Source organism: Pseudomonadales bacterium (genome assembly GCA_024234615.1).
In the GTDB taxonomy this organism is placed as follows: domain Bacteria; phylum Pseudomonadota; class Gammaproteobacteria; order Pseudomonadales; family IMCC2047; genus JAJFKB01.
Genome location: JACKNY010000003.1, coordinates 534,883 through 559,031, shown reverse-complemented (window position 1 = coordinate 559,031; position 24,149 = coordinate 534,883). Strand labels below are relative to the sequence as shown.

General features: G+C 46.1%; 22 protein-coding genes. 1 reads left to right on the top strand and 21 read right to left on the bottom strand.

The window, feature by feature from the left end; translation table 11 throughout:
* Window positions 1-135: 135 nt before the first annotated feature.
* The 3 genes from sat to cysC are packed head-to-tail and all read right to left on the bottom strand — an operon-like array spanning window position 136 to window position 2,954.
* Window positions 136-1,323: a sulfate adenylyltransferase gene (gene sat, locus H6995_15375; GenBank protein ID MCP5216382.1), complete on the bottom strand. Its 1,188-nt coding sequence runs from the start codon at window positions 1,321-1,323 to the stop codon at window positions 136-138.
* Window positions 1,324-1,343: 20 nt separating this feature from the next.
* Entirely contained in the window at window positions 1,344-2,321 is a 978-nt protein-coding gene (locus tag H6995_15370) for a 3'(2'),5'-bisphosphate nucleotidase (GenBank protein MCP5216381.1), read from the bottom strand.
* Between the two features lie 18 nt (window positions 2,322-2,339).
* Entirely contained in the window at window positions 2,340-2,954 is a 615-nt protein-coding gene (gene cysC, locus H6995_15365; GenBank protein ID MCP5216380.1) for an adenylyl-sulfate kinase, read from the bottom strand.
* A 345-nt stretch (window positions 2,955-3,299) separates the two neighbouring features.
* Between cysC and H6995_15360 the strand changes: the two genes are divergently transcribed.
* Complete coding sequence (locus tag H6995_15360; protein MCP5216379.1) at window positions 3,300-4,256, top strand: PAS domain-containing protein; 957 nt, start codon at window positions 3,300-3,302, stop codon at window positions 4,254-4,256.
* Between the two features lie 217 nt (window positions 4,257-4,473).
* On the opposite strand, the gene H6995_15355 is transcribed toward H6995_15360, so the two are convergent.
* The 18 genes from H6995_15355 to mnmE form a co-directional block, all read right to left on the bottom strand.
* Complete coding sequence (locus tag H6995_15355) at window positions 4,474-6,249, bottom strand: DDE-type integrase/transposase/recombinase (GenBank protein MCP5216378.1); 1,776 nt, start codon at window positions 6,247-6,249, stop codon at window positions 4,474-4,476.
* The gene (locus H6995_15350) at window positions 6,233-7,090 is read right to left on the bottom strand and encodes a TnsA endonuclease N-terminal domain-containing protein (protein MCP5216377.1); all 858 of its coding nucleotides are present in this window, start codon (window positions 7,088-7,090) and stop codon (window positions 6,233-6,235) included. The genes H6995_15355 and H6995_15350 overlap by 17 nt, the downstream gene beginning before the upstream one ends.
* 143 nt (window positions 7,091-7,233) lie before the next feature.
* Window positions 7,234-9,069: a glutamine--fructose-6-phosphate transaminase (isomerizing) gene (gene glmS / locus H6995_15345; GenBank protein MCP5216376.1), complete on the bottom strand. Its 1,836-nt coding sequence runs from the start codon at window positions 9,067-9,069 to the stop codon at window positions 7,234-7,236.
* Between the two features lie 26 nt (window positions 9,070-9,095).
* Entirely contained in the window at window positions 9,096-10,460 is a 1,365-nt protein-coding gene (gene glmU / locus H6995_15340) for a bifunctional UDP-N-acetylglucosamine diphosphorylase/glucosamine-1-phosphate N-acetyltransferase GlmU (protein ID MCP5216375.1), read from the bottom strand.
* Window positions 10,461-10,623: 163 nt separating this feature from the next.
* Window positions 10,624-11,049, bottom strand: coding sequence for a F0F1 ATP synthase subunit epsilon (locus H6995_15335; protein ID MCP5216374.1), 426 nt, complete (start codon window positions 11,047-11,049; stop codon window positions 10,624-10,626).
* A gap of 52 nt (window positions 11,050-11,101) precedes the next feature.
* Entirely contained in the window at window positions 11,102-12,505 is a 1,404-nt protein-coding gene (atpD, locus tag H6995_15330) for a F0F1 ATP synthase subunit beta (protein ID MCP5216373.1), read from the bottom strand.
* A 95-nt stretch (window positions 12,506-12,600) separates the two neighbouring features.
* The gene (gene atpG / locus H6995_15325) at window positions 12,601-13,461 is read right to left on the bottom strand and encodes a F0F1 ATP synthase subunit gamma (protein ID MCP5216372.1); all 861 of its coding nucleotides are present in this window, start codon (window positions 13,459-13,461) and stop codon (window positions 12,601-12,603) included.
* 58 nt (window positions 13,462-13,519) lie between these two features.
* The gene (locus tag H6995_15320; protein MCP5216371.1) at window positions 13,520-15,064 is read right to left on the bottom strand and encodes a F0F1 ATP synthase subunit alpha; all 1,545 of its coding nucleotides are present in this window, start codon (window positions 15,062-15,064) and stop codon (window positions 13,520-13,522) included.
* Between the two features lie 36 nt (window positions 15,065-15,100).
* Window positions 15,101-15,637, bottom strand: coding sequence for a F0F1 ATP synthase subunit delta (locus H6995_15315; GenBank protein MCP5216370.1), 537 nt, complete (start codon window positions 15,635-15,637; stop codon window positions 15,101-15,103).
* Window positions 15,638-15,645: 8 nt separating this feature from the next.
* A complete protein-coding gene (locus tag H6995_15310) occupies window positions 15,646-16,116 on the bottom strand; it encodes a F0F1 ATP synthase subunit B (GenBank protein MCP5216369.1) in 471 nt (156 codons plus the stop codon).
* 45 nt (window positions 16,117-16,161) lie between these two features.
* The gene (atpE, locus tag H6995_15305; protein MCP5216368.1) at window positions 16,162-16,398 is read right to left on the bottom strand and encodes a F0F1 ATP synthase subunit C; all 237 of its coding nucleotides are present in this window, start codon (window positions 16,396-16,398) and stop codon (window positions 16,162-16,164) included.
* A 52-nt stretch (window positions 16,399-16,450) separates the two neighbouring features.
* A complete protein-coding gene (gene atpB, locus H6995_15300; GenBank protein MCP5216367.1) occupies window positions 16,451-17,293 on the bottom strand; it encodes a F0F1 ATP synthase subunit A in 843 nt (280 codons plus the stop codon).
* An 80-nt stretch (window positions 17,294-17,373) separates the two neighbouring features.
* Window positions 17,374-17,685 carry an ATP synthase subunit I gene (locus tag H6995_15295; GenBank protein MCP5216366.1) on the bottom strand — a complete coding sequence of 104 codons (312 nt, stop codon included), beginning with the start codon at window positions 17,683-17,685 and terminating at the stop codon, window positions 17,374-17,376.
* 402 nt (window positions 17,686-18,087) lie between these two features.
* On the bottom strand, window positions 18,088-18,954 hold the full coding sequence (locus tag H6995_15290; protein ID MCP5216365.1) for a ParB/RepB/Spo0J family partition protein: 867 nt from the start codon (window positions 18,952-18,954) through the stop codon (window positions 18,088-18,090).
* Window positions 18,955-18,989: 35 nt separating this feature from the next.
* Window positions 18,990-19,775, bottom strand: a complete 786-nt coding sequence (locus H6995_15285; protein MCP5216364.1) for a ParA family protein — start codon at window positions 19,773-19,775, stop codon at window positions 18,990-18,992.
* Between the two features lie 30 nt (window positions 19,776-19,805).
* The gene (rsmG, locus tag H6995_15280) at window positions 19,806-20,450 is read right to left on the bottom strand and encodes a 16S rRNA (guanine(527)-N(7))-methyltransferase RsmG (protein ID MCP5216363.1); all 645 of its coding nucleotides are present in this window, start codon (window positions 20,448-20,450) and stop codon (window positions 19,806-19,808) included.
* Window positions 20,451-22,337 carry a tRNA uridine-5-carboxymethylaminomethyl(34) synthesis enzyme MnmG gene (gene mnmG, locus H6995_15275; GenBank protein ID MCP5216362.1) on the bottom strand — a complete coding sequence of 629 codons (1,887 nt, stop codon included), beginning with the start codon at window positions 22,335-22,337 and terminating at the stop codon, window positions 20,451-20,453. It abuts the gene before it with no gap.
* Window positions 22,338-22,717: 380 nt separating this feature from the next.
* Window positions 22,718-24,133 (bottom strand): tRNA uridine-5-carboxymethylaminomethyl(34) synthesis GTPase MnmE, encoded by a 1,416-nt coding sequence (gene mnmE, locus H6995_15270; protein MCP5216361.1) that lies wholly within the window; start codon window positions 24,131-24,133, stop codon window positions 22,718-22,720.
* Window positions 24,134-24,149 lie beyond the last annotated feature (16 nt).

Sequence of the window (24,149 nt, the reverse complement as noted above, 5' to 3'; positions counted from 1 at the left end):
CGCAAAGGCGAAATTATAGCAGGGTTGTTAGTGTGAATGTTTTCGGAATTGTTAGAAATTACGGCGCCAGCGTAGCAGGACGAAAAAGCTGGCATGGAGAAACTGGCCGCCCCATTGCGAGCGGCCATTTCTTAACTAAGCCTCGTTTTGATAATGCGCCATCAGGATTTTCGCCACTTCTGGGCGGGCAAATTCCTGCGGTAAGTCTTCACCGGCCGCCAACATCTGCCGCACCTTAGTACCGGACAGGATGACAAAATCTTCGATGCTATGATCCGGCACATCGCGCATCATTACTACCTTGTTCAGCTTCTTGGAATAGGCGGTATGATCTGCCTTGAAAATTTCAATATCCAGCGCCCCCTTCGGCACCCGCTGATCAAAAATTTCCTGTGCTTCAAAAGCACCATAGTAATCACCAACACCGGCATGATCACGACCGACAATAAAATGCGCGCAGCCGCTATTCTGACGAAAGATCGAATGCAGCACCGCTTCGCGCGGGCCGGCATAGAGCATGTCAAAGCCATAACCGGTAATCATCACGGTATTTTTCGGGAAATAGAGCTCCACCATTTTGCGGATCGCCGCATCACGCACTGGCGCAGGGATATCACCCGGTTTGAGTTTACCCAGCAACATGTGAATCAACACACCATCGGCATCTACCGCTTCCATCGCCATTTTGCACAGTTCCTCGTGGGCACGGTGCATCGGGTTACGGGTTTGGAAGGCGACGACTTTTTGCCAGCCACGCTCCTGAATTTCATTGCGAATTTCCACCGCAGTACGGAAAGTATCAGGGAAATCCTGTTGGAAATAGCTAAAGTTTAAAACCTGAATCGGCCCTGAAATCAGATAACGACCCAAACCGGTAAAAGTCGCAACGCCGGGGTGATTGGCATCATTGGTACCGAAAATCTGCTGTGCCATGGCATCGATCTGCTCATCAGAAACCGGTTCAATCGCGGCGATCTCCTGAATCGCTAATACCGGATGGCCTTCGACATTGGGGTCGCGCAGGGCAATACGCTTAGCGTTGCCAATAGCGGCAATGTCATTGCTCAAGTTGACAATGGGCACTGGCCAGAACAAACCATCGGTGGTTTGCAAGTGCTCGGCTACGCTCAGTGCGTCCGCCAGATTCATGTAGCCATTAAGCGGATTAAAATAGCCCGCCCCCAACATCACCGCATTGGCGGCTGCCGCCGAGTTGAGCAACAGTGACGGTAAACTTTCTGCTTCTGCTGCCAGCGCATGATGCTGTTCAGAATCATAAACAAACAGGGGATTTAACTCATCAGACCCGAAGGGTTTAATCATTATTTCAACTCCAGATTGGTTTAGCCACGTACACGTCGAATCGCGTCAATGACCTGATCATGTATCGCGCCGCAGGTAGCCACAACGCCTTGATTATTACTCAGCAATGGCCCTTGGTTAAAATCCAGCGCATTGCCGTGCATATCGGTTACTTTACCGCCTGCCGCCTCGACGATTATTTTGCCCGCCGCATGATCCCAGATTTTTTCCTGGTAAGCAGCGCTGGTTGGTAAGCGCAAATAGATAGAAGCGTCGTTACGTGCCACTGCGGCATATTTGCACTGACTATCAATACGGTAAGGCTCCGTCGCTATTCCCAATAAAGCAGCAATTTGTGCTGATTCATTTTGATTCGAATGCCCCGACTCGACCGACTCACAAAAACGGGCCTGATTGACCGCAGCAACTTGGCTGACTTGAATTCGTTCGCCTGACGCACCGGCATCGGACAGGGGTAACATACGCGCCATACCACCTTTCGTCGCCGTAAACAAAGCACCCAGCTGCTCACCTACCAGCATATTAGGACAACCTAAAACACCCAGCACCACCTCGCCCTGTTCAATTAATGCCAGTGCGATGGCATATTGCTGCCCACGTAAAAACCCTTTGGTGCCATCGATGGGGTCGAGCGTCCAGTAACGCACCTGTGTTCCGTCGGCATTGCCGTGATCGATCCAATTAAGCACCTGCGCTTCATCCAGATCTCCGCCTAACTCCTCACCAACATGGGTCACTACCGAGTGGCGCAGTGGCGCCTGTTCATGGCTTTGTAGGTCGGTGGAGTCTTCTTCGCCCACCACCTGATCCTGTGGAAAAGCTTGCTGCAGATGAGCGCAAACAATAGCCTGCGAGGCAAAGTCGGCAACAGTTACCGGGCTTTTATCTTTTTTCTCCAGCGTATCAGCGGTAATTAAGTTTGCCTGTACGGATCGACACAGATTGGCAGCGGCTCGCACCGCCTGTATTGCGACCTCTAGTTCCTTTGCGTAGCTCATACAAAACTCGAATAATAGTTACTGCTTTGAAATAAAACCTTTATTCTCAAGATAGCTAATGATCTGTTGTACACATTCTTCCAAACTATGCTCTGCTGTGTTGACCGTAATTTCCGGATTAATCGGCGCTTCATAGGGCGCAGAAATACCGGTAAATTCTGGGATTACACCAGCCCGTGCTTTCTCATACAGGCCTTTGACATCACGGCTTTCGCATACTTCCAATGGCGCATCAATCAGAACTTCGATAAATTGCCCCGGCTGATGCTTATATCGCACCAGATCGCGGTCGGCACGGTAAGGCGAAATGAACGCTGAGAACACTATCATTCCGGCATCACAGAGGAGTTTACAGACCTCACCGATACGGCGAATGTTCTCAGTCCGGTCTTCGTGAGAAAAACCAAGATTACTATTGAGTCCATGACGGACATTATCACCATCCAAAATAAAGGCATTGATACCGCGCTCCACCAGCGCGAGTTCAGTGGCCAAGGCCAGCGTCGATTTACCCGAACCGGATAAACCAGTGAACCATAAAGTTGCCGGTTTATTACCGAGAATTTTTTCGCGTTGCGCCGCCTGAACTTGGCTCTCGCTCCAAACAATATTTTTACTTTTGGGTTCGCTCATCGATGCTCCTTACTTAAAGCTAGCGGTCTTTGCTATTTGTAGGCGCGTCATACTACCTTTATTGTCATGAAGTGCAACAAATTGCCTGCTAAATCATAGAATTATTGGCAATATATACATAACCTTCCGATTCCTAAAAGCATCGATATCCGCACTTTCCTATCCTAATGATATTCACCATATTTATTGCAATTACCCACTTTCAAGCTAGGCTTATTTAGCGTCGGTCGCAGAACAGGCTACCGAGAGTAGAAGTGGAGCTCCACTGTTTAGCAACTCTGGCTCAACCTATTGACCAACTAAACAGTTGTCATGGCAAAAGTCCTTTTAAGGCAATAGGCATTTATGGAAAAAATTTTGAACCCTCTTGCTTCTTCTGATGCAATGCTTTCACTTTATCAGAATGCCTGTGATATCTGTCCGGATCCAACCTTGATACTGGATAGGGAATACCGCTACTTATACGCCAACCCCGCCTATCTCAACATAGTCGATCTACCCCTAGATCAGGTCGTAAACCATACTATCAGCGAAATTGAGGGAACAGATGCCTTTCAGTTAATTAAACCGCGAGTCGACAGCTGTTTATCCGGCAAAAAATTAACCTTTTCCAGCCAAGTTTATCTGGCCAATCCTGTGCTTGCACTGCTGCACGTAAACCTTACCCCCTTTAGGGATGAAACCGGCGTGGTAACTCATGTTTTTGTTATCATGCGAAAGTCAGACAGCCATTTTCAAACTGAGCAAGAAACCGCTTTTAGTCAGTCACTGTTGTCGAAATCCCTAGTTTCTAGCCCGCAGCCCATTATTATCACTACCTTAAAAGGAGGGCAAATCCTGCAACTCAATGATGCAGGGTTCCGGTTGTTAGGCTATACACCAGAAGAGCTGATTGGCAAAAAGATGCGCGATTTTTGTCTTGAAACCTCTTATCGTGACAACTTGATTAAAAAGATGCAGAGGGATAAACAATGCACCATTCCCAACTTACCGATAAAGCATAAGAATGGCTCCATCGTCCATATCGAAGTCGTTTTAAACGCAACCTTTTTTAATGGCATCCCCGCCATTCTGGGTTTTTGCCGAGACAAAACCGCTGAATTATTGGCCCTTCAGACAGAAACTGATAAAGCCAATACGCTGCGCTTGCTCCGAACCATTGCGGAAGCGGCAAATGAGGCCCAGGATATTGAATCCGCATTCAACGTCTGTCTCGAAGAAGTTTGTAACTATTGTCATTGGCCCGTAGGCCATGCCCTGCTGTTCAATGAAAAAACCCAGCATGTTGCTGGTCGATTTTAAAGTTTTTCCCTGAGTTACCGCTTTTTTGCTTCTCTCGTGTGTTTTTTCATCCGAGCGGTTTTGACGAATACCTGCGACTCTTTTAGATTTTGGAATATCACCAGTATCAGGCATTTTCGTTTTTGCCACTTCAGCGATATTATTAAGATGATAGTCTAATTCTAGCTCACCTGCTTTTTTCTTTAAGCTGGAGGATGCAGCTGTTCTAGATTTAATCTCATTTTTTTCCCCAAACATCCCAAATTGTATAATCTCTATATTCTCTGCTTCTTTGAGATAAATCAGCAGTCCAATATTGATCGTAACTATTATTCGGTCTGATATAAATTTGATTTGCACTGTGAGGATCGTACGCGACCATTATCTTTTTAGGGCCGTGGTAGTTACGCTCAAACCAACCACGCCGCAATGCTTCAGCACAGGTGTAATAACATTTAAAAAGTAAGATCCCTTTCTCGGTAATCGATGCCTCAGTATGTGGTAGAAGATTTATCTTAACTAAATCCTCAGGCGGACAGCGTAATTTACCGGTGCGATATCTAATCCCCCATTCCCACAATGTTCTTGGATTATGTTCCAAGTTAGCGGGCATATCTTCAGGTGGGTCGTATTTTGAGAGTACATGATCGTTATTATAGTAGATCACACATCGCAGGATAACTTGAGTAAACTCATATAAAGTCAATGTGGCATCGAGTCGATAATCTGGGCCGTTACGCTTTTTGCCAATCGGCTTTTTTTCTACATATCCTTGAACATACGGCTTAAATTTTGTTTGAATCGTCCTGAAATAACGTTCAACAATTCCTTTCCAATCCGCTCTAAAACTCGGTGTGTTTTCTATTCTTACATTAAAAGACTTACTTAGTACTTCGACATGTCGACCTAGCATTTCTCCTTTATCACCCAAAATCGATTCCGGTAATCCCTTTACAGACCATTGTTCTGGCAATATTTTTATATCAAACTCCGCACATAACTCTTGTTTATCCCTAACTGTACTGGCGATTGATTCCATTGCGCTAACCCAAGATGGACCTTCGAGGCCAACATAGAATCCGACAATTAGGCGGCTAAATACGTCAACAACGATATAAATTACCGGGCGCCCAATTATTTTGCTTCGATCAATACTGGAAACCAAATATATGTCTCCAATAGTCGCATCAATTTGAAACCGTGTTCCCGGCCCTTCAACTTCTGCAGTCGAGGTCCCAAGCACCGGACGAAAATCTTTGAGATAATCTATATCTCCCTCTCTGGATTTAGTTACATCGATTTTTCGATATTCTTTATTAAAGAAGTAATGGAGCTGGGATAATGTCGGTCCCTCAGAAATCGCCGCCAAATCTTTCTTGGAAGGGTCGATGCCAAAGGCAATCAAAACCTGATTATGGGCGTAGACAAAATCATACTTTTTCTTATTTAAATAACTTTGTTCGAGACAAACACGAAATATCTTTTGTATATTTTCATCAACATTGACACCCACACCTAAAGACCTAGTTCGACGTCTTCCTCTTTTCTTCCTCCCTGCCTTTCTTTGTTTACCTTTACCACCACAGTTTTCATAAATAGCACTCAATGCATTAGGGCTTTTTCCTAACTGCCAATACCGGCGTAAGTAGCGATATATCGTCTGTTTGGTAGTTTTATTTTCCTTTATGCATTTTGCAATCAACTCCCCTCTTTGTTTACGCCGATAGATCCAAGGTTCCTCATTAACTAAAGGATTGAGCATAGCCCATGCTTTTTTTTGAATTTGTTCTGCTCTTGAGCCTTCCGTTGGTGGAGAGAGTATTTTCTCCAAAAAAGGATCATCGATATTCTTTAGTACCTCATCCGCTACTAAGTGTTCGAACTCCGCTTTAGCACTAGTTTGTGGAAAGGCACTTTTGCTATCTATATCAATCCATACTAAGATATTTTCGAATGTCCATAGGATACGCAGACGAAGCTTTCCCCATTGGTAAACATCATTCGTTAAAAACATAGTTTATCTCTCCACGTAACCATGCATCTGATGCCGTTAAGTCGGCACTGGTTAGCTTCGTGTGGGCAATCGTATTCATGTCCCATACAAATGCTCTTTGCGCCAATAAATGACGGAGCCAGCTTAAATATGTACCAGGCTCTTGTTCATTAGCTTCATCAAGGTGTGCGCAGATATGTGGAATTTTAATTTCTTGAAATGTATCGAAAGCGTAGATAAATTGATTGAACGCCAGCTTTCGTTCTTGCTCGGATAAGTCAAAGCTCTGGAAATGTGGGATTAGCCAACGTATATTTTTCACCAGAATCGGTGGAATATCTTGTTCCGTAATAATGTACCAGGGAACCTCTTTATTTTTCCAATATCTGCGCTCTAGTTCTTGCTTCTCGAGGGTTCTCGGGTCTTCTAGGTCTTCCGCATATTTTGCCGATATGGCTATTCGTTTCATTTCTCCTTGATCAGACATATCCACGACGAAATCTGTAGTCATCACCTGCTTAACACCCCCATATTCGGGATGGGGGATATTAGCGCTTTCAGCTAATGCAAATGTATCCTGTGGGTTTAACGGAAATTGCTCACGAATATCTATAACGGCAGAATGCCAGTCAAATAGGTAGAAGATAACCAGTTCGAGATCAGACAGAAGATGGACTACTCTGCCATGAGTAATGCTCGGTACACGGTGGCATCTACCTTTACTTGCTACATCTCTTATCTCAAGGAAAGGTTTATAGTGTTTTCCCGTTCCGTTTCCTCGCCCTTCTTTAAAACGTTTATTGATAGCCCGCTTTAATAGCGTTGAAAAGGTTTTAGGTGCCGGTTTTAAAAAGTCGCTCATCCTAATGGTATCCGTGCTATGACTAAATATTAAGCATAGCCCAAATAATCAGTAGTATGATACTTTATTATAAGTATGATACTTTATTATTAGTATGATACTTTATTATTCTTCCACAATTATTTGTCCACAAATACACGCCCCTACTCCACCGTAACTGACTTCGCCAAATTACGCGGTTGATCAACATCAGTACCTTTCAATACGGCAACATGATAGGACAGCAGCTGCAAAGGTACGGTATAAAGAATCGGTTCTAAGATGTCGTCGACCGGTGGTAAGATCAGCACGCGATTCTCGTCCGCCTCATTCACCGCCGCGTCACGATCTGCAAAAACATAAAGCACACCTCCGCGCGCTTTGACTTCCTGTAAATTGGATTTTAACTTATCTAATAGTTCGTTATTTGGCGCTACTGTGATGACCGGCATATCACTGTCTACCAAGGCCAGCGGTCCGTGCTTGAGTTCACCCGCCGGGTAAGCTTCAGCATGTATGTAGGAAATTTCCTTGAGTTTAAGCGCCCCTTCCATCGCCACCGGATACATGGCTCCACGGCCCAAAAAGAGTGCGTGGTGTTTATCAGCAAATTGTTCGGAGATAACTTTAATTTTTGGATCAAGTGTTAAGGCTTGTTTTAGCAAAGATGGCAATTGATGCAGTGCTGTAACAATTTGCTGCTCACGCTCCGGTGCTAGCCCGTGTCGACGCGCTAACATTAAGGTTACCAGTAACAAAGCTACCAACTGAGTAGTAAAGGCTTTAGTTGAGGCCACACCTATCTCTGGGCCAGCCTGCGTTAGCATCACTAAATCGGATTCGCGCACCAGTGTGCTGGTGCCAACATTACAAATACCCAAGGTTGCCAAATAGCCTTTATCTTTGGCCATACGCAGAGCCGCTAGGGTATCAGCCGTTTCACCCGATTGGGATATAGTGATAAATAAGGTGCCCGGTGTCACTACGGTCTTGCGGTATCGATACTCGCTGGCAACCTCGACATTGCAAGGCAAGCCAACTAGGTCTTCAATCCAATAGCGTGCGACTAAACCCGCGTGATAGCTAGTGCCGCAGGCAATAATCTGCACCGCTTTTACTTGGTCTAAAATATCTTTTGCCGCTGCACCGAGCGTTTGCTCTAAAACTTGGCTTTTGGTAATGCGTCCGGTCAACGTGGCGGCTACTACCTCTGGCTGTTCGAAAATTTCTTTGAGCATGTAGTGTCGATAAGAGCCTTTGTCTGCGGCGTCGACATGGTGCTCAAAACGATGCTTTGCACGCTGGATTTCATTTCCTTCACCATCAAAAACTTGAATACCTTCGCAGGTTAATTCAACAAAGTCACCCTCTTCCAGAAACATGAATCGGTCAGTTACTTGCAACAGAGCCAGTTGATCTGATGCGATAAAATTTTCGCCGATACCAACACCGACCACCAAAGGACTACCACTGCGTGCAGCAACCAATCTATCCGGTTGTTGCGTATCGATAACACCTAAAGCAAACGCACCCTCTAACCTTTTAACCGCCTGTTGCACGGCCTCTAGAAGGGAAGCGCCGCTTTCACAGTACTGGTGAATTAAGTGAGCGACCACTTCGGTATCCGTTTCTGAAGTAAACTGATAACCTGCACCACTCAATTCTTGGCGTAACTGCTCATGGTTCTCAATAATACCGTTATGCACCAGCGCAATACGCTCGCTCGAAACATGCGGATGCGCATTCGGCTCACTCGGCACGCCGTGGGTCGCCCAGCGAGTATGAGCAACCCCTAATACGCCAGCTAGTTTCTCCGCTGCAATTGCAGCGGCTAATTCCTGTACTTTTCCTTTCCTACGTACACGTTCAAAATGCGAGTTACCCGCCGCAACAACTGCCATACCCGCAGAATCATAGCCACGATATTCGAGCCTTTTTAATCCTTCAAGCAAAATACCTGTCACATCGCGCATCGAGATCGCGCCTACAATTCCACACATAATCTAATCATCCTGAGTTTAACGGGCTACTTTTTCTTGGTTGGTCGTCGCCAACCTTCGATTACTCGGGTTATGGCTCTAGCAACGACCAGTGTGTTGGGTTCAACATCCCTGGATAACGTTGAGCCCGCACCAATGGTTGCGTTTTCACCAATTTTTATCGGTGCCACCAGAGCGGTGTTTGAACCAACAAATACGCCATTACCAATTTCTGTTTTAAACTTGTTAGCACCGTCATAGTTACAGGTAATAGTGCCAGCACCAATGTTAACCTCTTTACCAAGTTCAGCGTCACCGACGTAACTCAGATGGCTCACCTTGCTACCGACACCGATAAAAGCATTCTTGGTCTCAACAAAATTACCAATTTTTGCGCCTTGGGCTAAGCGGGTTCCGGGGCGTAGGCGGGCAAAGGGCCCAATCTGACAACCAGATCCTATTTCGGCGTTTTCAATCACAGAATTAGCAAAAATATTTACTCCGGCACCAATCACCGCATTTTTAATCACGACATTAGGCCCAATACGGCTACCTTCACCAATACTAACACTACCTTCCAGCAACACATTGGCATCGATGAATATATCCGGTCCAACCGACACCTCTCCGCGAATATCGAGGCGCGCAGGATCGGCTAGCGTAACTCCCTGTGCCATTAATTGGTTTGCCAGTTGTTTTTGATACCAACGCTCCAGGTCGGCTAACTGCTGACGGCTGTTGATGCCCTGGACTTCCTGTTCCGTTTGCGCTGTCACAGCGTTTATCTGCATATCTTCTGCAACAGCCATCGCGATAGTATCGGTTAAATAATACTCCGCCTGTGCGTTATTGGTGGAAAGTCGCGGCAACCACTTTTTTAGTTTGCGACTTGATACAGCTAGGATGCCCGTATTGCCTTCGTTAATTCGTCGCTGCTCAGCGGTGGCGTCCTTTTCTTCAATAATCGCCTTAACTTGACCTGCCGCATCTCTAATTATTCGACCATAGCCGCTGGGATCAGCCAGTTTGACTGTTAATAACGCCATACTGCGTGCGTCGACTTTTTGTAATAAATCAGTGAGTGTTTGTGCCGAAGTAAGGGGTACGTCGCCATAGAGCACCAAGACTGTACTGTCTTCACCAATAGATGTCATAGCCTGAGCCACAGCATGCCCTGTCCCTAGTTGCTGCTCTTGTATCACCCAATTCAGGTTGTTGGTGGCAGTGCTGTCTTTAACTAGTTCCGCGCCATGACCAACGACAACATGTATCGCCGCTGCGCCCAATTCCTGAGCATTGCAAATCACATGCGACAACAGGGATTTGCCCGCTAAGTGGTGCAATACCTTTGGCAATTTTGACTTCATACGGGTGCCTTGGCCCGCTGCAAGAATCACCACCTCTAAATTCATTTTTTATTAATACTCCCTGTTTATAACCTAATTGAGCTGATTTGAAGTAAATACATTGGGAAACAAACGCCTTTGATACATTATTGTTCAATTCGTCTAAAAATCCATAAAAAAAGGCAGCTTCGGCTGCCTTTCTTAGCTTGCTGAAATGCTCGCTTGCAGATTATTTGCCCATCTTCTTACGAATACGAGAAAGTGTGCGTAACTGCGCTGCCGCTTCCGCTAGTTGTGAGGCCGCATAAGCATGATCAATATCGGCACTTTGATCTGTCATCATTTGCTCGGCCTGCTTTTTTGCTTCCAATGCAGATGCTTCATTCATATCATGCGCACGCAACGCGGTGTCCGCCAGAATGGTAACCAACGAGGGCTGCACTTCCAGATAGCCTCCAGAGGCGTAGAAAATTTCTTCTTCGCCATTGGCAAGGATCAATCGTACCGGCCCAGGCTTAAGCTGGGTCAACAGCGGAGCATGCCCTGGAGCTATACCTAAATCGCCGAGTGCTCCGGCTGCTATCACCATTTCCACCAAGCCAGAGAAGATTTTTTCTTCTGCGCTAACGATGTCGCAATGGACTGTCATTGCCATACCTTTTAAACCTTTTCAAACTGAGAATGCCTTCCAAATCAATCGGTTGGCTTTAGCCTTTCATTTTTGCTGCTTTCTCGATAACTTCTTCGATACCACCCGCCATATAAAAAGCCTGTTCCGGCAGGTGATCATACTCACCTTCCAAAATGGCTTTAAAGCCGCGAATAGTCTCTTTCAGTGACACGTACTTGCCTGGTGAGCCGGTAAATACTTCCGCCACATGGAAGGGTTGTGACAAGAAGCGCTCGATTTTACGCGCCCGTGCTACAGACATCTTATCTTCTTCAGATAATTCATCCATACCCAGGATCGCAATAATATCTTTCAGCTCTTTATAACGCTGTAACACTGATTGCACACCCCGCGCCACGTCATAATGCTCTTGACCAATAATTAACGGGTCGAGTTGGCGCGATGTAGAATCCAATGGATCCACCGCGGGATAAATACCTTTAGAGGCGATGTCACGCGACAACACAACAGTAGAGTCAAGGTGCGCGAAAGTAGTAGCCGGAGAGGGGTCAGTCAAATCATCCGCCGGTACATAGACCGCCTGAATAGAGGTGATAGAGCCAGTTTTAGTGGAAGTAATACGCTCCTGCAATACACCCATCTCTTCCGCTAGCGTTGGCTGATAACCTACCGCCGAAGGCATACGGCCTAGCAACGCTGATACTTCCGTCCCAGCCAAGGTGTAACGATAGATATTGTCGATAAAAAGTAATACATCTCGACCTTCGTCACGGAATTTTTCCGCCATCGTTAAACCCGTTAGCGCTACACGTAAACGGTTACCAGGCGGTTCATTCATCTGACCATAAACCATTGCCACTTTTGATTTAGTGAAGTCTTTGACGTCAACAACCTTTGATTCCTGCATTTCATGATAGAAGTCGTTGCCTTCACGAGTACGCTCTCCAACACCGGCAAATACCGACAAACCGGAGTGCTCAGTTGCAATATTGTTAATCAGCTCCATCATGTTGACGGTCTTACCCACACCCGCACCGCCAAACAATCCGACTTTACCACCCTTAGCGAACGGGCAAACCAGGTCGATTACTTTAATACCGGTTTCCAATAATTCTTCCGAAGCGGCTAGCTCCTCATAGGTCGGTGCATTGCGGTGAATGGGCATGCGCTCTTTTTCACCAATCGGACCACATTCATCAATCGGCTCGCCCAAAACGTCCATAATACGCCCTAAGGTTTCGATACCCACCGGCACTGAAACAGGGGCGTTGGTGCTCTCCACTGACAAACCACGGCTAATACCTTCCGAAGAACCCATCGCAATCGTTCTGACAATTCCGTCGCCTAACTGCTGCTGCACCTCAAGGGTTAAACCTTTTTCTGTCACCTTCAAAGCGTCGTAAACCTTGGGCAGTGCGTCACGTGGGAATTCCACGTCAATAACCGCGCCAATGATCTGTACAATACGTCCGCTACTCATTTCGGATTCCTCTTGTCTTATTGGGGTCAGCATTTAATCCACCCCGGTAAAATAAAAATTCTTAATTATGCCAAACGCAGTCCAGCCACCGCTTGCTACACCGCAGCGGCACCACTCACAATTTCTGACAACTCCTGGGTAATGGATGCTTGTCGCGCTTTGTTATAAATTAGCTGTAAATTATCGATCAAGTCACCCGCATTATCGGTGGCACTCTTCATCGCAATCATTCGCGCTGCTTGCTCACAGGCATTATTTTCAACCAAGCCCTGATAAACCTGTGATTCGATATAACGCGTTAACAGGCCTTCGAGCAACTCGGCATCATCCGGCTCATAAATATAATCCCAATGATGCGCTAACCCTTCATCTTCATCCGCTTTTAATGGCAATAACTGCTCAACGCGCGGCTCTTGCGTCATGGTATTAACAAAGCGGTTGTAAACCAACAGAAGTTTGTCGATACGGCCTTGCTCAAAGGCATCCAGCATGACCTTAATCGCACCGATCAAATCAGCTGCGGAAAACTCATCACCTAAATGCGTTTTTGCGGCAACGACATTACCACCCACGCTTTTGAAAAAACTGACTGATTTGGCGCCGATTAAACACAGATCAACCTCTACCGCTTTATCGTTCCACTCTTTCATGGAGCGCAGCGCTGCTTTAAACAGGTTGATATTCAAACCACCGCAGAGACCGCGATCAGTCGATATCACCACATAACCGACCCGCTTAACTTCACGCTCTTCCATATACTGATGGCGAAACTCTGACGTCGCTTTCGCTAAGTGACTGACCACGCTGCGGATACGGTCGGCATAAGGTCGACCAAGGCCCATCCGTTCCTGAGCTTTTCGCATTTTACTCGCGGCGACCAACTCCATCGCGCTGGTAATTTTTTGCGTACCTTTAATACTCGCAATCTGCGTGCGGATTTCTTTTCCGGCTGCCATGAGTTATCTCAGTATCCCAGTATTAGTAGTTAACAAAATAGTTGGCTTAATTCTCTGCTTACCAGGTTTGTGTCGACTTAAACTTATCGAGGCACTCTTTAAACTTGGCTTCGATTTGGTCATTCCAATCACCGCTAGCAACAATTTCGCTTAACAGCTCACCGTACTGGCCTTGAGCATAGGAAAGCAAAGCGCTTTCGAAATCACCAATCTTGGCAACTTCGATATCTTTCAAATAGCCTTCGTTGGATGCATAAATCAACAGACCCATCTCGGCAATAGTTAGCGGAGAGTATTGTTTCTGTTTCATCAGCTCAGTAACACGCTCACCATGATCGAGCTGTGCCTTAGTCGCTTCATCCAAATCAGAAGCAAACTGAGAGAACGCCGCCAATTCACGATACTGCGCCAAGGAGGTACGAATACCGCCTGACAGTTTTTTCATGATCTTGGTTTGCGCCGCCCCACCTACACGAGATACCGAAATACCGGCGTTCATCGCTGGGCGTACGCCCGCGTTAAACATATCGGACTCGAGGAATATCTGGCCATCAGTAATAGAAATAACGTTGGTAGGTACGAAAGCTGATACGTCACCTGCTTGCGTTTCAATAACGGGTAATGCGGTTAAAGAACCTGTTTTTCCTTTTACTTCACCATTGGTGAATTTTTCAACATATTCTTCATTAACCCGTGCTGCTCTTTCCAATAGACGTGAGTGCAAATAGAACACGTCACCAGGATAAGCTTCTCGTCCCGGCGGACGACGCAACAATAATGAAATCTGACGATAAGCCCAGGCTTGTTTGGTTAAATCATCATAAATGATCAGTGCATCTTGACCACGATCCCGATAGTACTCGCCCATCGAACAACCGGCAAAGGGCGCTAAGAACTGCATGGACGCAGGATCAGAAGCATTCGCCGCAACCACAATGGTGTGTTCCATCGCACCGTGCTCTTCCAGTTTGCGTACAACCGCGGCGACCGAAGACGCTTTCTGTCCGATTGCCACGTAAACACACTTAATACCGGTGCCTTTTTGGTTAATGATGGCATCAACCGCGACAGCTGACTTACCGATCTGACGGTCGCCAATAATCAATTCACGCTGGCCACGGCCAATTGGCACCATGGAATCAATAACTTTGAGGCCAGTCTGTACCGGTTGGTCAACCGATTTACGCGCAATTACACCTGGTGCTACTTTTTCTAAGGGGTCGCTGAGCGCTGCGTTAACTGGACCACGACCATCAATTGGTGCTCCCAGAGCATTAACAACGCGGCCTTCCAGTTCTGGGCCCACCGGAACTTCCAAAATACGACCGGTGCAACGGCAGGTCTGGCCTTCCGATAAGCTTTTATAGTCACCCAAAACAATCGCACCTACGGAGTCGCGCTCTAGGTTAAGCGCCATACCGTAAATACCGCCTGGGAATTCAATCATTTCCCCGTACATTACGTCTTGCAGACCGTGGATACGGATTACACCATCAGATACATTGACAATGGTGCCTTCATTGCGAGCTTCGGATGAGATATCAACCTTGGTGATACGCTGTTTGATTATCTCACTGATCTCTGCAGCATTCAGTTGTTGCATGGTATGCCTCTTAACCTGTTTTAATTCTTTCTGAACTTAGGTGTTCACCGCTTCTGCCAAACGTGTCAACTTGCCGCGCACTGAATCATCAATGACTAAATCTCCGGCCCGAATAATGACACCGCCAATTAGGCTTGGATCAACCTGTGTTTTTAAACTGATGTCTTTTTGCCACTTGCCCTTTAACTTTTCGGTTAGCATTGCTTGCTGATCCGACGACAGTTCAAACGCACTAATCACATCGACATCAACTGCCTGCTCTTGTTTGGCTTTGAGCGCTTCAAACGCGACGGTAACTGCTGGCAAGACCGCTAAACGTTTGTGCTCAGCCAAAACCCGAATAAAGTTCTGCTCTTCGTTACCCAAATCAGCACCGCAGATATCAGTAAAAAAAGCTGCTTTCTCTTCATTGCCAAGCGCGGGGCTGGCGAGCACTCTTTTCATTTCCGCATCCGCAGACACCAAGGCCGCTGATGCCAGAAATTCTGACCACTTGGAGAGTTCTCCTACGGCTAAAGCATGCTCAAAAGCTGCTTTAGCATAGGGACGAGCAATGGTGCTAACTTCTGCCATGTCTTGACCTATAGTTCCGCTGCTAACTTATCGAGTAGCGCTGAGTGCGCCTGTGCATCAACGCTAGCACCCAATACCTTTTCGGCGCCAGCAACGGCAATAGCCGCCACCTTGGCGCGCAACTCTTCACGCGCACGATTGAATTCTTGTTCAATCTCCGCCTGAGCTGCTTTCAGCAAGCGATCACCTTCTTCGCGCGCCTGGCCTTTTGCTTCATCGATCAATTGACTGGAGCGTTTGTGCGCCTGATCAATAATCTCTGCTGCCTGTTGCTTGGCTTCTTTAAGCTGGGCAACAGCCTTCTCCTGCGCTAATTCCAGATCCTGCTCGGCACGATCGGCAGCGCTCAAACCATCTGCAATTTTCTTTGTTCGTTCAGCCAACACATTAATGAGTGGTGGCCAAATGAACTTCATGCAGAACCAAACGAAGACAACAAAGGTCAACATTTGGCCTATGATAGTTGCATTAATATTCACACAGCACCTCGCTTATCGCTTGGGTTTAACATAAAAGACCGAGCTTTAAACGACCGCAAACAGAATGTAAAGCGCAATACCAACACCGATCATAGGTACCGCGTCAACCAGGCCCATTACGATGAACAACTGAGTACGCAGCATTGGGATCATTTCAGGCTGACGCGCTGCACCTTCCAAAAATTTACCGCCCAATACACCAATACCTACAGAAGCACCCAGGGCAGCTAGTCCCATCAGAATGCCGCCAGCCAAGTACAAAATTGCAGTTGCGAGTTCCATTTTTACTCCCGTTTCTTTCTAACAGTTAATTGAAAATTTTAATATGAATAAACTAGTGTGACGATTCATGCGCCATGCTGAGGTAAACAATGGTCAGCACCATAAATATGAAGGCTTGTAACAGGATAATCAAAATATGGAATACTGCCCAAGCCCATTGTAAAACACCACCAAACGCGCCCAGCACCCAACCACCGCTATACATTAGTGCGATCAAGATAAAAATCATCTCGCCAGCATAGAGGTTGCCAAAAAGTCGTAACCCGAGGGATACTGGTTTAGAAATCAGGTTAACGCCTTCCAAAAAGAGGTTGAAGGGTAGCATCCACTTACCAAAGGGATGCAGGGTTAGTTCACCCAGGAAACCGCCCAATCCTTTTATCTTTACGCTATAAAATAGAATGAGCAGGAACACACCGAGTGCCATACCAAGAGTTGCATTAGGATCAGTGGTTGGCACTACTTTAAGAAAGTGTATACCCGCTAACTGCGCGGTATGCGGGATTAGATCTACAGGCACCAAATCCATCAGGTTCATTAGAAATATCCAAACAAAAATGGTGAGCGCCAGCGGTGCAATGAGAGTGTTGCGGCTGTGAAAAATATCTTTAACGCTGCCGTCAATAAACTCTACCACCCACTCGACAAAGTTTTGTAACCCTGTTGGTGCGTCAGTGGTAACATTGCGTGCCGTACGCCAAAAGATAAATGAAAAAACGATACCTAATAATAAAGAAAAACCCAATGTATCTACGTTAAAAGCCCAAAACCCCATAGCGCCCGCTTCCTGCGCTGAATGCGCAAAACCCCAGGTACCATCAGGGTGTTGGCCAAACGTAAGGTTGGTAAGGTGGTGGGTAATATACCCTTTGGTTGTTAATGCTTCAGTAGCCATTTCGTCTTGTTCTGTTCCGTTAACGCGCTGACATTTTTAAACAGGTGTGTTGACACCTGTGCTAAAACCGGCCTCAGGTTTTAACGCCTAAATAATAACGGCGCCATCCAGAAAACCGATTGTGAAACCATAAAAGCGGCAAAGAAAAATAAAAAATTCAACTCATCAAAGAGCATTATCACGGTGACCATTAACATCACTACCGATATGACTTTGCTTAACTCAGCCCCATAAGCTGTTTGAAGAATTATATGTGCGTTACGCTGCACTGGTTTGCGATAAAAATATAACCAGATATACAGGCTGTTACTGATACAACTTACTAAGCCACCCAGTAAAATTGATATGGCTATACTAACGCTACTGAAGCCTACTCCTAACGCGGCAAACACCAGAGTTACACAGACTTGCGCGAGTGCAATTCGATAAACCGGCGGATTAACTTGTTGCGCAGATCGGTTGATCCTGGCTTACCCCAAATTTAAAGCCATCAAACAAACACCTAAGCGACTGATTGGTGCACATATTCTGCCTTCCAACAGGGCGCGTAGTATATGAGCAAATGCACTACCGATCAAGCCCTATTGCGCTAGCGGTCAAGCTTTGTATTATCTAGAGTTTGCTGGGTTGTTTTATCTTATATATTCAGAAAAAAAACTGGGGGGTTTCTTCTTTCCCCTTGCTCGCTATAGCCTGTACGGCGATCAAAGGGTAACCTACTATCGGGAGGACGGCTTAATAAATTAGTAGCGGCCCCCTACATTTTGCAGGCTTATAAAGGTTATAAGTCAGCGTTATTTGATATGACTTAAAATGCCCTCTAGTTCTTCTGAAGAATTATAGTTAATCACCATTTTTCCTTTCCCTTTCGCGCCATGTTGAATCGCCACCCTAGAACCAAGTTGATCACTCAAACGCTGTTCTAGCTGTTTTATATCTGGATCGATATAAAGTATCTTTTTCTCTACTGTTTGCTCGGTTAAAAGCCGCTTCACCAAAGTCTCCGTTTGGCGTACTGATAATTGCTTGTTGACTACCATTTGTCCAGCCTTCGACTGCACGCCGCCAGTCAATGCCAGCAGTGCACGCGCATGCCCCATATCCAGTTGTCGATGCGTCAGCATGCTTTTTATGTCTTCATTAAGGCCATTTAAACGAATAAGATTTGCTACCGCAGCGCGGGATTTGCCCACCGCCTCTGCAACCTGCTGCTGGGTAAGTTGAAATTCATCCTGTAACCGTTGTAATGCGACCGCTTCTTCCATGGCGTTCAGATTTTCACGCTGAATATTTTCGATCAACGCCATTGCAGTCGCCGTTTCATCACTGACATCGCGTATGATCGCTGGAATTTCATCCAGTCCAGCCAACTGCGATGCTCGCCAACGGCGTTCACCGGCAATGATTTCATAGCGTCCCGCGTTGAGTGGGCGCACAATGATGGGTTGCATCACCCCTTGGGCTTTAATGGAGTCTGCCAATTCCTGCAGTGCTTCCGGCTCAATCTCGCGGCGCGGTTGGTATTTGCCGCGCTGAATCAAATCTACCGGCAACCGCGAAAGTTGCTCTTTTGATACATCAGGAGCATTCGATGTTGGTTCGGACAAGTTACCTAGCAAGGCGTCCAAACCTCTTCCTAAACCTCTTTTTTGTGCGGCCATCAGATTTTTTGCTCCATCTTGCTTACGCTCATTATTTAATTACCCACAACCTGCTTTGCCCGTGACCTTCTCAAGACTTCTCCGGCAAACGCCAAATAAGCCAACGCACCTCTTGATTTACGATCATAAATCAAGGCCGGAGCACCATAGCTCGGCGCCTCCGCCAAACGCACATTACGCGGGATAACGGTGCTATATACCTTGTCACCAAAATGTTGAATTAATTGACGCGATACGTCTTTGCTCAGGCTATTACGGGGATCGTACATGGTTCGTAATAAACCTTCTATTTTGAGTTGCGGGTTGATATTTTGCGCGATGCCGTTAATAGTCTTCACTAAGGCAGACAAGCCCTCCAGCGCATAATATTCGCATTGCATAGGAATGATCACACTCTGCGCCGCTACCAACGCATTAACCGTCAACATGCTTAAAGAAGGGGGGCAATCGATAATAATATAATCGTATTGGTCCTGCACCGAGACTAAGGCGTTTTGTAACCTTTTTTCTTTATTGTTTATGCTTAATAGCTCCACCTCAGCGGCGGTGAGATCGCTGTTAGCCGGCAGCAAATCAAAACCCGCTGTGTCGGAACGAACAATAGCGGCTCGAGTATCACAACGCCCTGTTAGGACATCATACACCGAAACCTGCAAATCATTCTTATTTACCCCACAGCCCATGGTGGCGTTACCCTGCGGATCCAAATCTATCATCAGTATCTTGCGTTTAATCGCATGTAAGGAAGCTGAGAGATTCACCGCCGTGGTTGTTTTGCCAACACCACCTTTTTGATTGGTTACCGCGATAATTTTTCCCAATGACTCCCCCAAACTAACCCGTCCGCACGCTTAAAAATCTGTGCCTAAAATAACCAAATGGCGCTGTTCGTCCAAAAATGGCACCTTTAACTGTTCCAGCGCAACAAGCTTGGTTTGAGCTGGTAATACTTTTAATTCTTCGTTCGGAAGCAAACCTTTCATCGCGTAAAACTGCCCTTGCGGTTTCAATAGGTGACGAGCGCCGTTAACAAAGTCGGTAATATTTGAAAAGGCTCGAGAAATAATCACATCATACTTTTGTTCTGTCTGAAAGTGCTCTAACCGCTGGTTCACCACTGCACAATTATGCAAACTCAGCTCTATAATAGTTTGCTTCATGAACCGCGTCTTTTTGCCATTACTATCCAGCAAAGTAAAGTTTTTCTCAGGAAATAAAATACTTAATGGTACACCAGGTAACCCAGCCCCTGAACCCACATCCAAAATACTGCATTGTTCAGGTGAAAGATACTGCCCAACCACCAGACTATCCATAAGGTGGTGACTCAACATTAGTTGCGGCTTGGTTATTGCGGTTAGGTTATAAACCCGATTCCATTTTTCCAGCAAGCCAATATAGTTGCTAAATTTTTTTTGCTGCGAGTCCACCAACTTTAGCCCAAGCTCCAAGGAGCCCTGCCGGATTCCGTCGGCTAAAGAATCTGTCACAACCACCTAAGCACTTTTACTGGTTGCTGCAGCACGCTTTTTTAGGTGTATCAGCAATAAAGAGATTGCCGCGGCGGTAACTCCCGGAATTCTACTTGCCGCTGCCAAGGTTTGTGGCTGCGCCGCTGCTAACTTTTGCTTCACTTCGTTGGATAACCCGGAAATACTATGGTAATCCAGACTTTTAGGTAACGCTGTGTTTTCCTGTCGTTTTAACCTTTCAATATCGCCCTGCTGGCGTTCAATATAACCTTGATATTTAGCCTGTATTTGAATTTGCTCTTCCGCTTCTTCGTCGTCTATGCCTTCGCCTTTAAGATTTTTAATATCCTGATAATTTAATTCGGGGCGACGTAACAGTTCCAACAAACTATGCTCACGACTAATTGGTTTCTCTAATTTTGGTTCAATTTCACTGCTTTCTGCGGTGGCTGGATGAATCCAGGTTGCCTTAAGACGAGCTTGCTCTCTTGCTATCAAGTCCTGTTTACAATTAAACCGCTGCCACCGTTTATCATCGATCAAACCCAATTTATAGGCTTGTTCGGTGAGACGAAGATCCGCATTATCTTCTCTGAGCAGCAGCCGATATTCGGCGCGACTGGTAAACATACGATAAGGCTCACTGGTTCCAAAGGTAATGAGATCATCGACCATCACACCCAAATAAGCAGCCTCGCGACCGGGATACCAGGCTTCTTTTTCGAGCGCTTCCAGACCAGCGTTAAGGCCAGCTAATAGTCCTTGTGCCGCAGCTTCTTCGTAACCAGTAGTGCCATTGATCTGACCGGCAAAATACAGCCCATCCAGGTGTTTTACCCGCAAGCTATGGGTTAAGTCCTGAGGGTTAAAAAAGTCATATTCAATCGCATATCCAGGGCGCGTAATGTGTGCATTCTCAAAGCCTTTAATCGAACGTACCAAATTAAATTGGACATCGAATGGTAAGCTGGTGGAAATCCCATTCGGGTAGAGCTCATGGGTATTAAGCCCCTCCGGTTCCACAAAAATTTGATGCGATTCTTTATCGGCAAAACGATGTATTTTGTCTTCAATTGAGGGGCAATAGCGTGGCCCAATACCTTCAATCACGCCTGTGTACATAGGCGAGCGATCTAACCCTTGACGTATAAATTCGTGGGTTTGTTCATTGGTGTGGGTGATATAGCAACTGATTTGGCGCGGGTGCATTTCACGAGAGCCAAGAAATGACATGACCGGCAGTGGCGTATCTCCTGGCTGCTCCTGCATCACTGAAAAATCCACCGAGCGCGCGTCTATTCGCGGCGGCGTTCCGGTTTTAAGACGATCCACGCGTAACGGCAATTCACGCAGACGTTGCGCCAAAGCAATAGCAGGAGGGTCACCGGCACGACCACCACTGTGATTTTGCAAGCCAACATGGACGACACCACCGAGGAAAGTTCCAGCTGCTAATACCGTTGTTTTTGCGCGAAAATGCAAACCCATTTGGGTGATAACGCCAAGGACTTTGTTGCCCTCAACAATCAAATCATCAACCGCCTGTTGAAAGATATCGAGATTGTTTTGATTCTCCAAAATATTGCGGATGGCGGCTTTGTAGAGAATACGATCGGCCTGAGCTCGTGTTGCTCTAACGGCAGGCCCTTTGCGTGAATTAAGAATTCTGAATTGGATACCGGCTTGATCAGTGGCAAGTGCCATTGCCCCACCCATCGCATCAATTTCTTTGACTAAATGGCTTTTACCAATGCCGCCAATAGCGGGGTTACAAGACATTTGTCCCAGTGTTTCGATGTTATGGGTTAATAATAATGTTCGCGCACCGATACGTGCAGCCGCCAAAGCCGCCTCTGTGCCGGCGTGCCCGCCACCAATCACAATAACATCGTATCGTTTTGCGTAATCCACTCGGGTACTCAATAAATAGCAAAAGGGACACTAGTATAATGATTCAACGTTAAAAGAAAAGCGTCAAAGGGGAATATTGACAAGCCTAGTTAGGGTTACTAACCCACTAATAATATTATTAATTTATTATTTAAAAGATACTTATTGTTATTACTATTAGGGTAACGATAATCTGTGGGTAAGTAGGTTTTCCACACAGAAATAAACAACTTATGATTTTATAACTCTGTGGTGATTATAGGTTTTAATTGCGTATAGTTTCTACTGAAGCTGTTTATAACTCAGCAGGTTATACACAGGTGGGTATTACGCACAGGTTATCAAGGATAAGTAGAGGGTCAGGTTAACAGGTTATCAACAGTGCTAAATCGAGATATTTTTTATTTGCCGATGCAAAAACTGGAAAAAATTTCTCCGAGTAAATCATCATTCGTGAAAGCACCGGTAATTTCTGATAGCGCTTGTTGAGCTTGTTTTAAGTCCTCAGCTAACAGTTCACCCGCATTATACAGTTTTAATTGGGTGCGCCCGTTGCTGAGGTTAATGAGCGCCTGTTCGAGGGCATTTATATGCCTGCGGCGCGCACTAAAACTACCTTCACCAGCGCCACTGAAGCCCATGCACTGCTTGAGGTGTTGTTTGAGTATATTAAGACCTGCGCCCTGCTTGGCAGATACTCGTATCACCGGGCAGGGGGAGGCGTCGTCCTGGTGAATATAGCCTGGTGCGAGGTCGGATTTATCAATTTTGTTTTGTACTACTGTAATTTTATTAAGGTGATCCAAACGGTCGACAAATTCTGGCCATATCTCATGTGGGTGTGTTGCTGTTATGGTCGTGCTGTCGACCACTAAAAGAATTCTATCGGCCTGTTGAATTTCGAGTATTGCACGGCGAATTCCTTCCTGTTCAATAGGGTCCTTACTGTCACGCAGCCCTGCGGTATCAATGATATGTAGGGGCATGCCGTCAATATGAATATGTTCACGCAATAAATCCCTGGTAGTACCGGGAATGTCGGTCACAATTGCGCTGTCGCGGCCTGAGAGTTGGTTTAATAAGCTAGATTTACCAGCATTGGGTAAGCCTGCTACGACGACAGTCATACCTTCTCTCAAGGTTGCTCCTTGGCTGGCTTCGGCTAATACTTTTTGTACCTGTTTGATAATTTCGTCCAGCTCAGACGCGACTTTACCGTCGGACATAAAATCAATTTCTTCATCGGGAAAATCAATCGCAGCTTCAACGTAAGCACGCAATCGGATGAGTGCGTCAATAAGTTGATTTATCCGTTGCGAAAACTCTCCCTGTAGGGTTCGCAGCGCGCTGCGGGCAGCCTGTTCAGAGCTGCTGTCTATCAGGTCAGCAATAGCTTCAGCTTGAGTTAAATCCATTTTATCGTTAATGAAAGCGCGCTCCGAAAATTCACCTGGCCTGGCCATGCGTGCGCCATAGGACAAAATGGTTTTTATGAGCAAATCAATAATGAGCTGGCCACCATGCCCCTGTAGTTCTAAAACATCTTCGCCGGTAAAAGAATTAGGCGCAGGAAAATAAATCGCTAACCCTTGGTCGATGATATTTTCTAAAGGCTTAATAAGAGAGCCATAAAAAGGCCCATAGTGCGCATAGCGGGGAGTTAAGTTTTGTTGGGTGATCTGTTTACTGATGACTTTGGTAAGGGGGCCTGATAGGCGAACAATACCGACACTACCACGCCCAATAGGTGTAGCCTGGGCGACTATCGTGTCGGTATCTGCTGTTATAACGCTATTATCGTCCTTTATCTTACCCATAGTACAATTTTCAGCT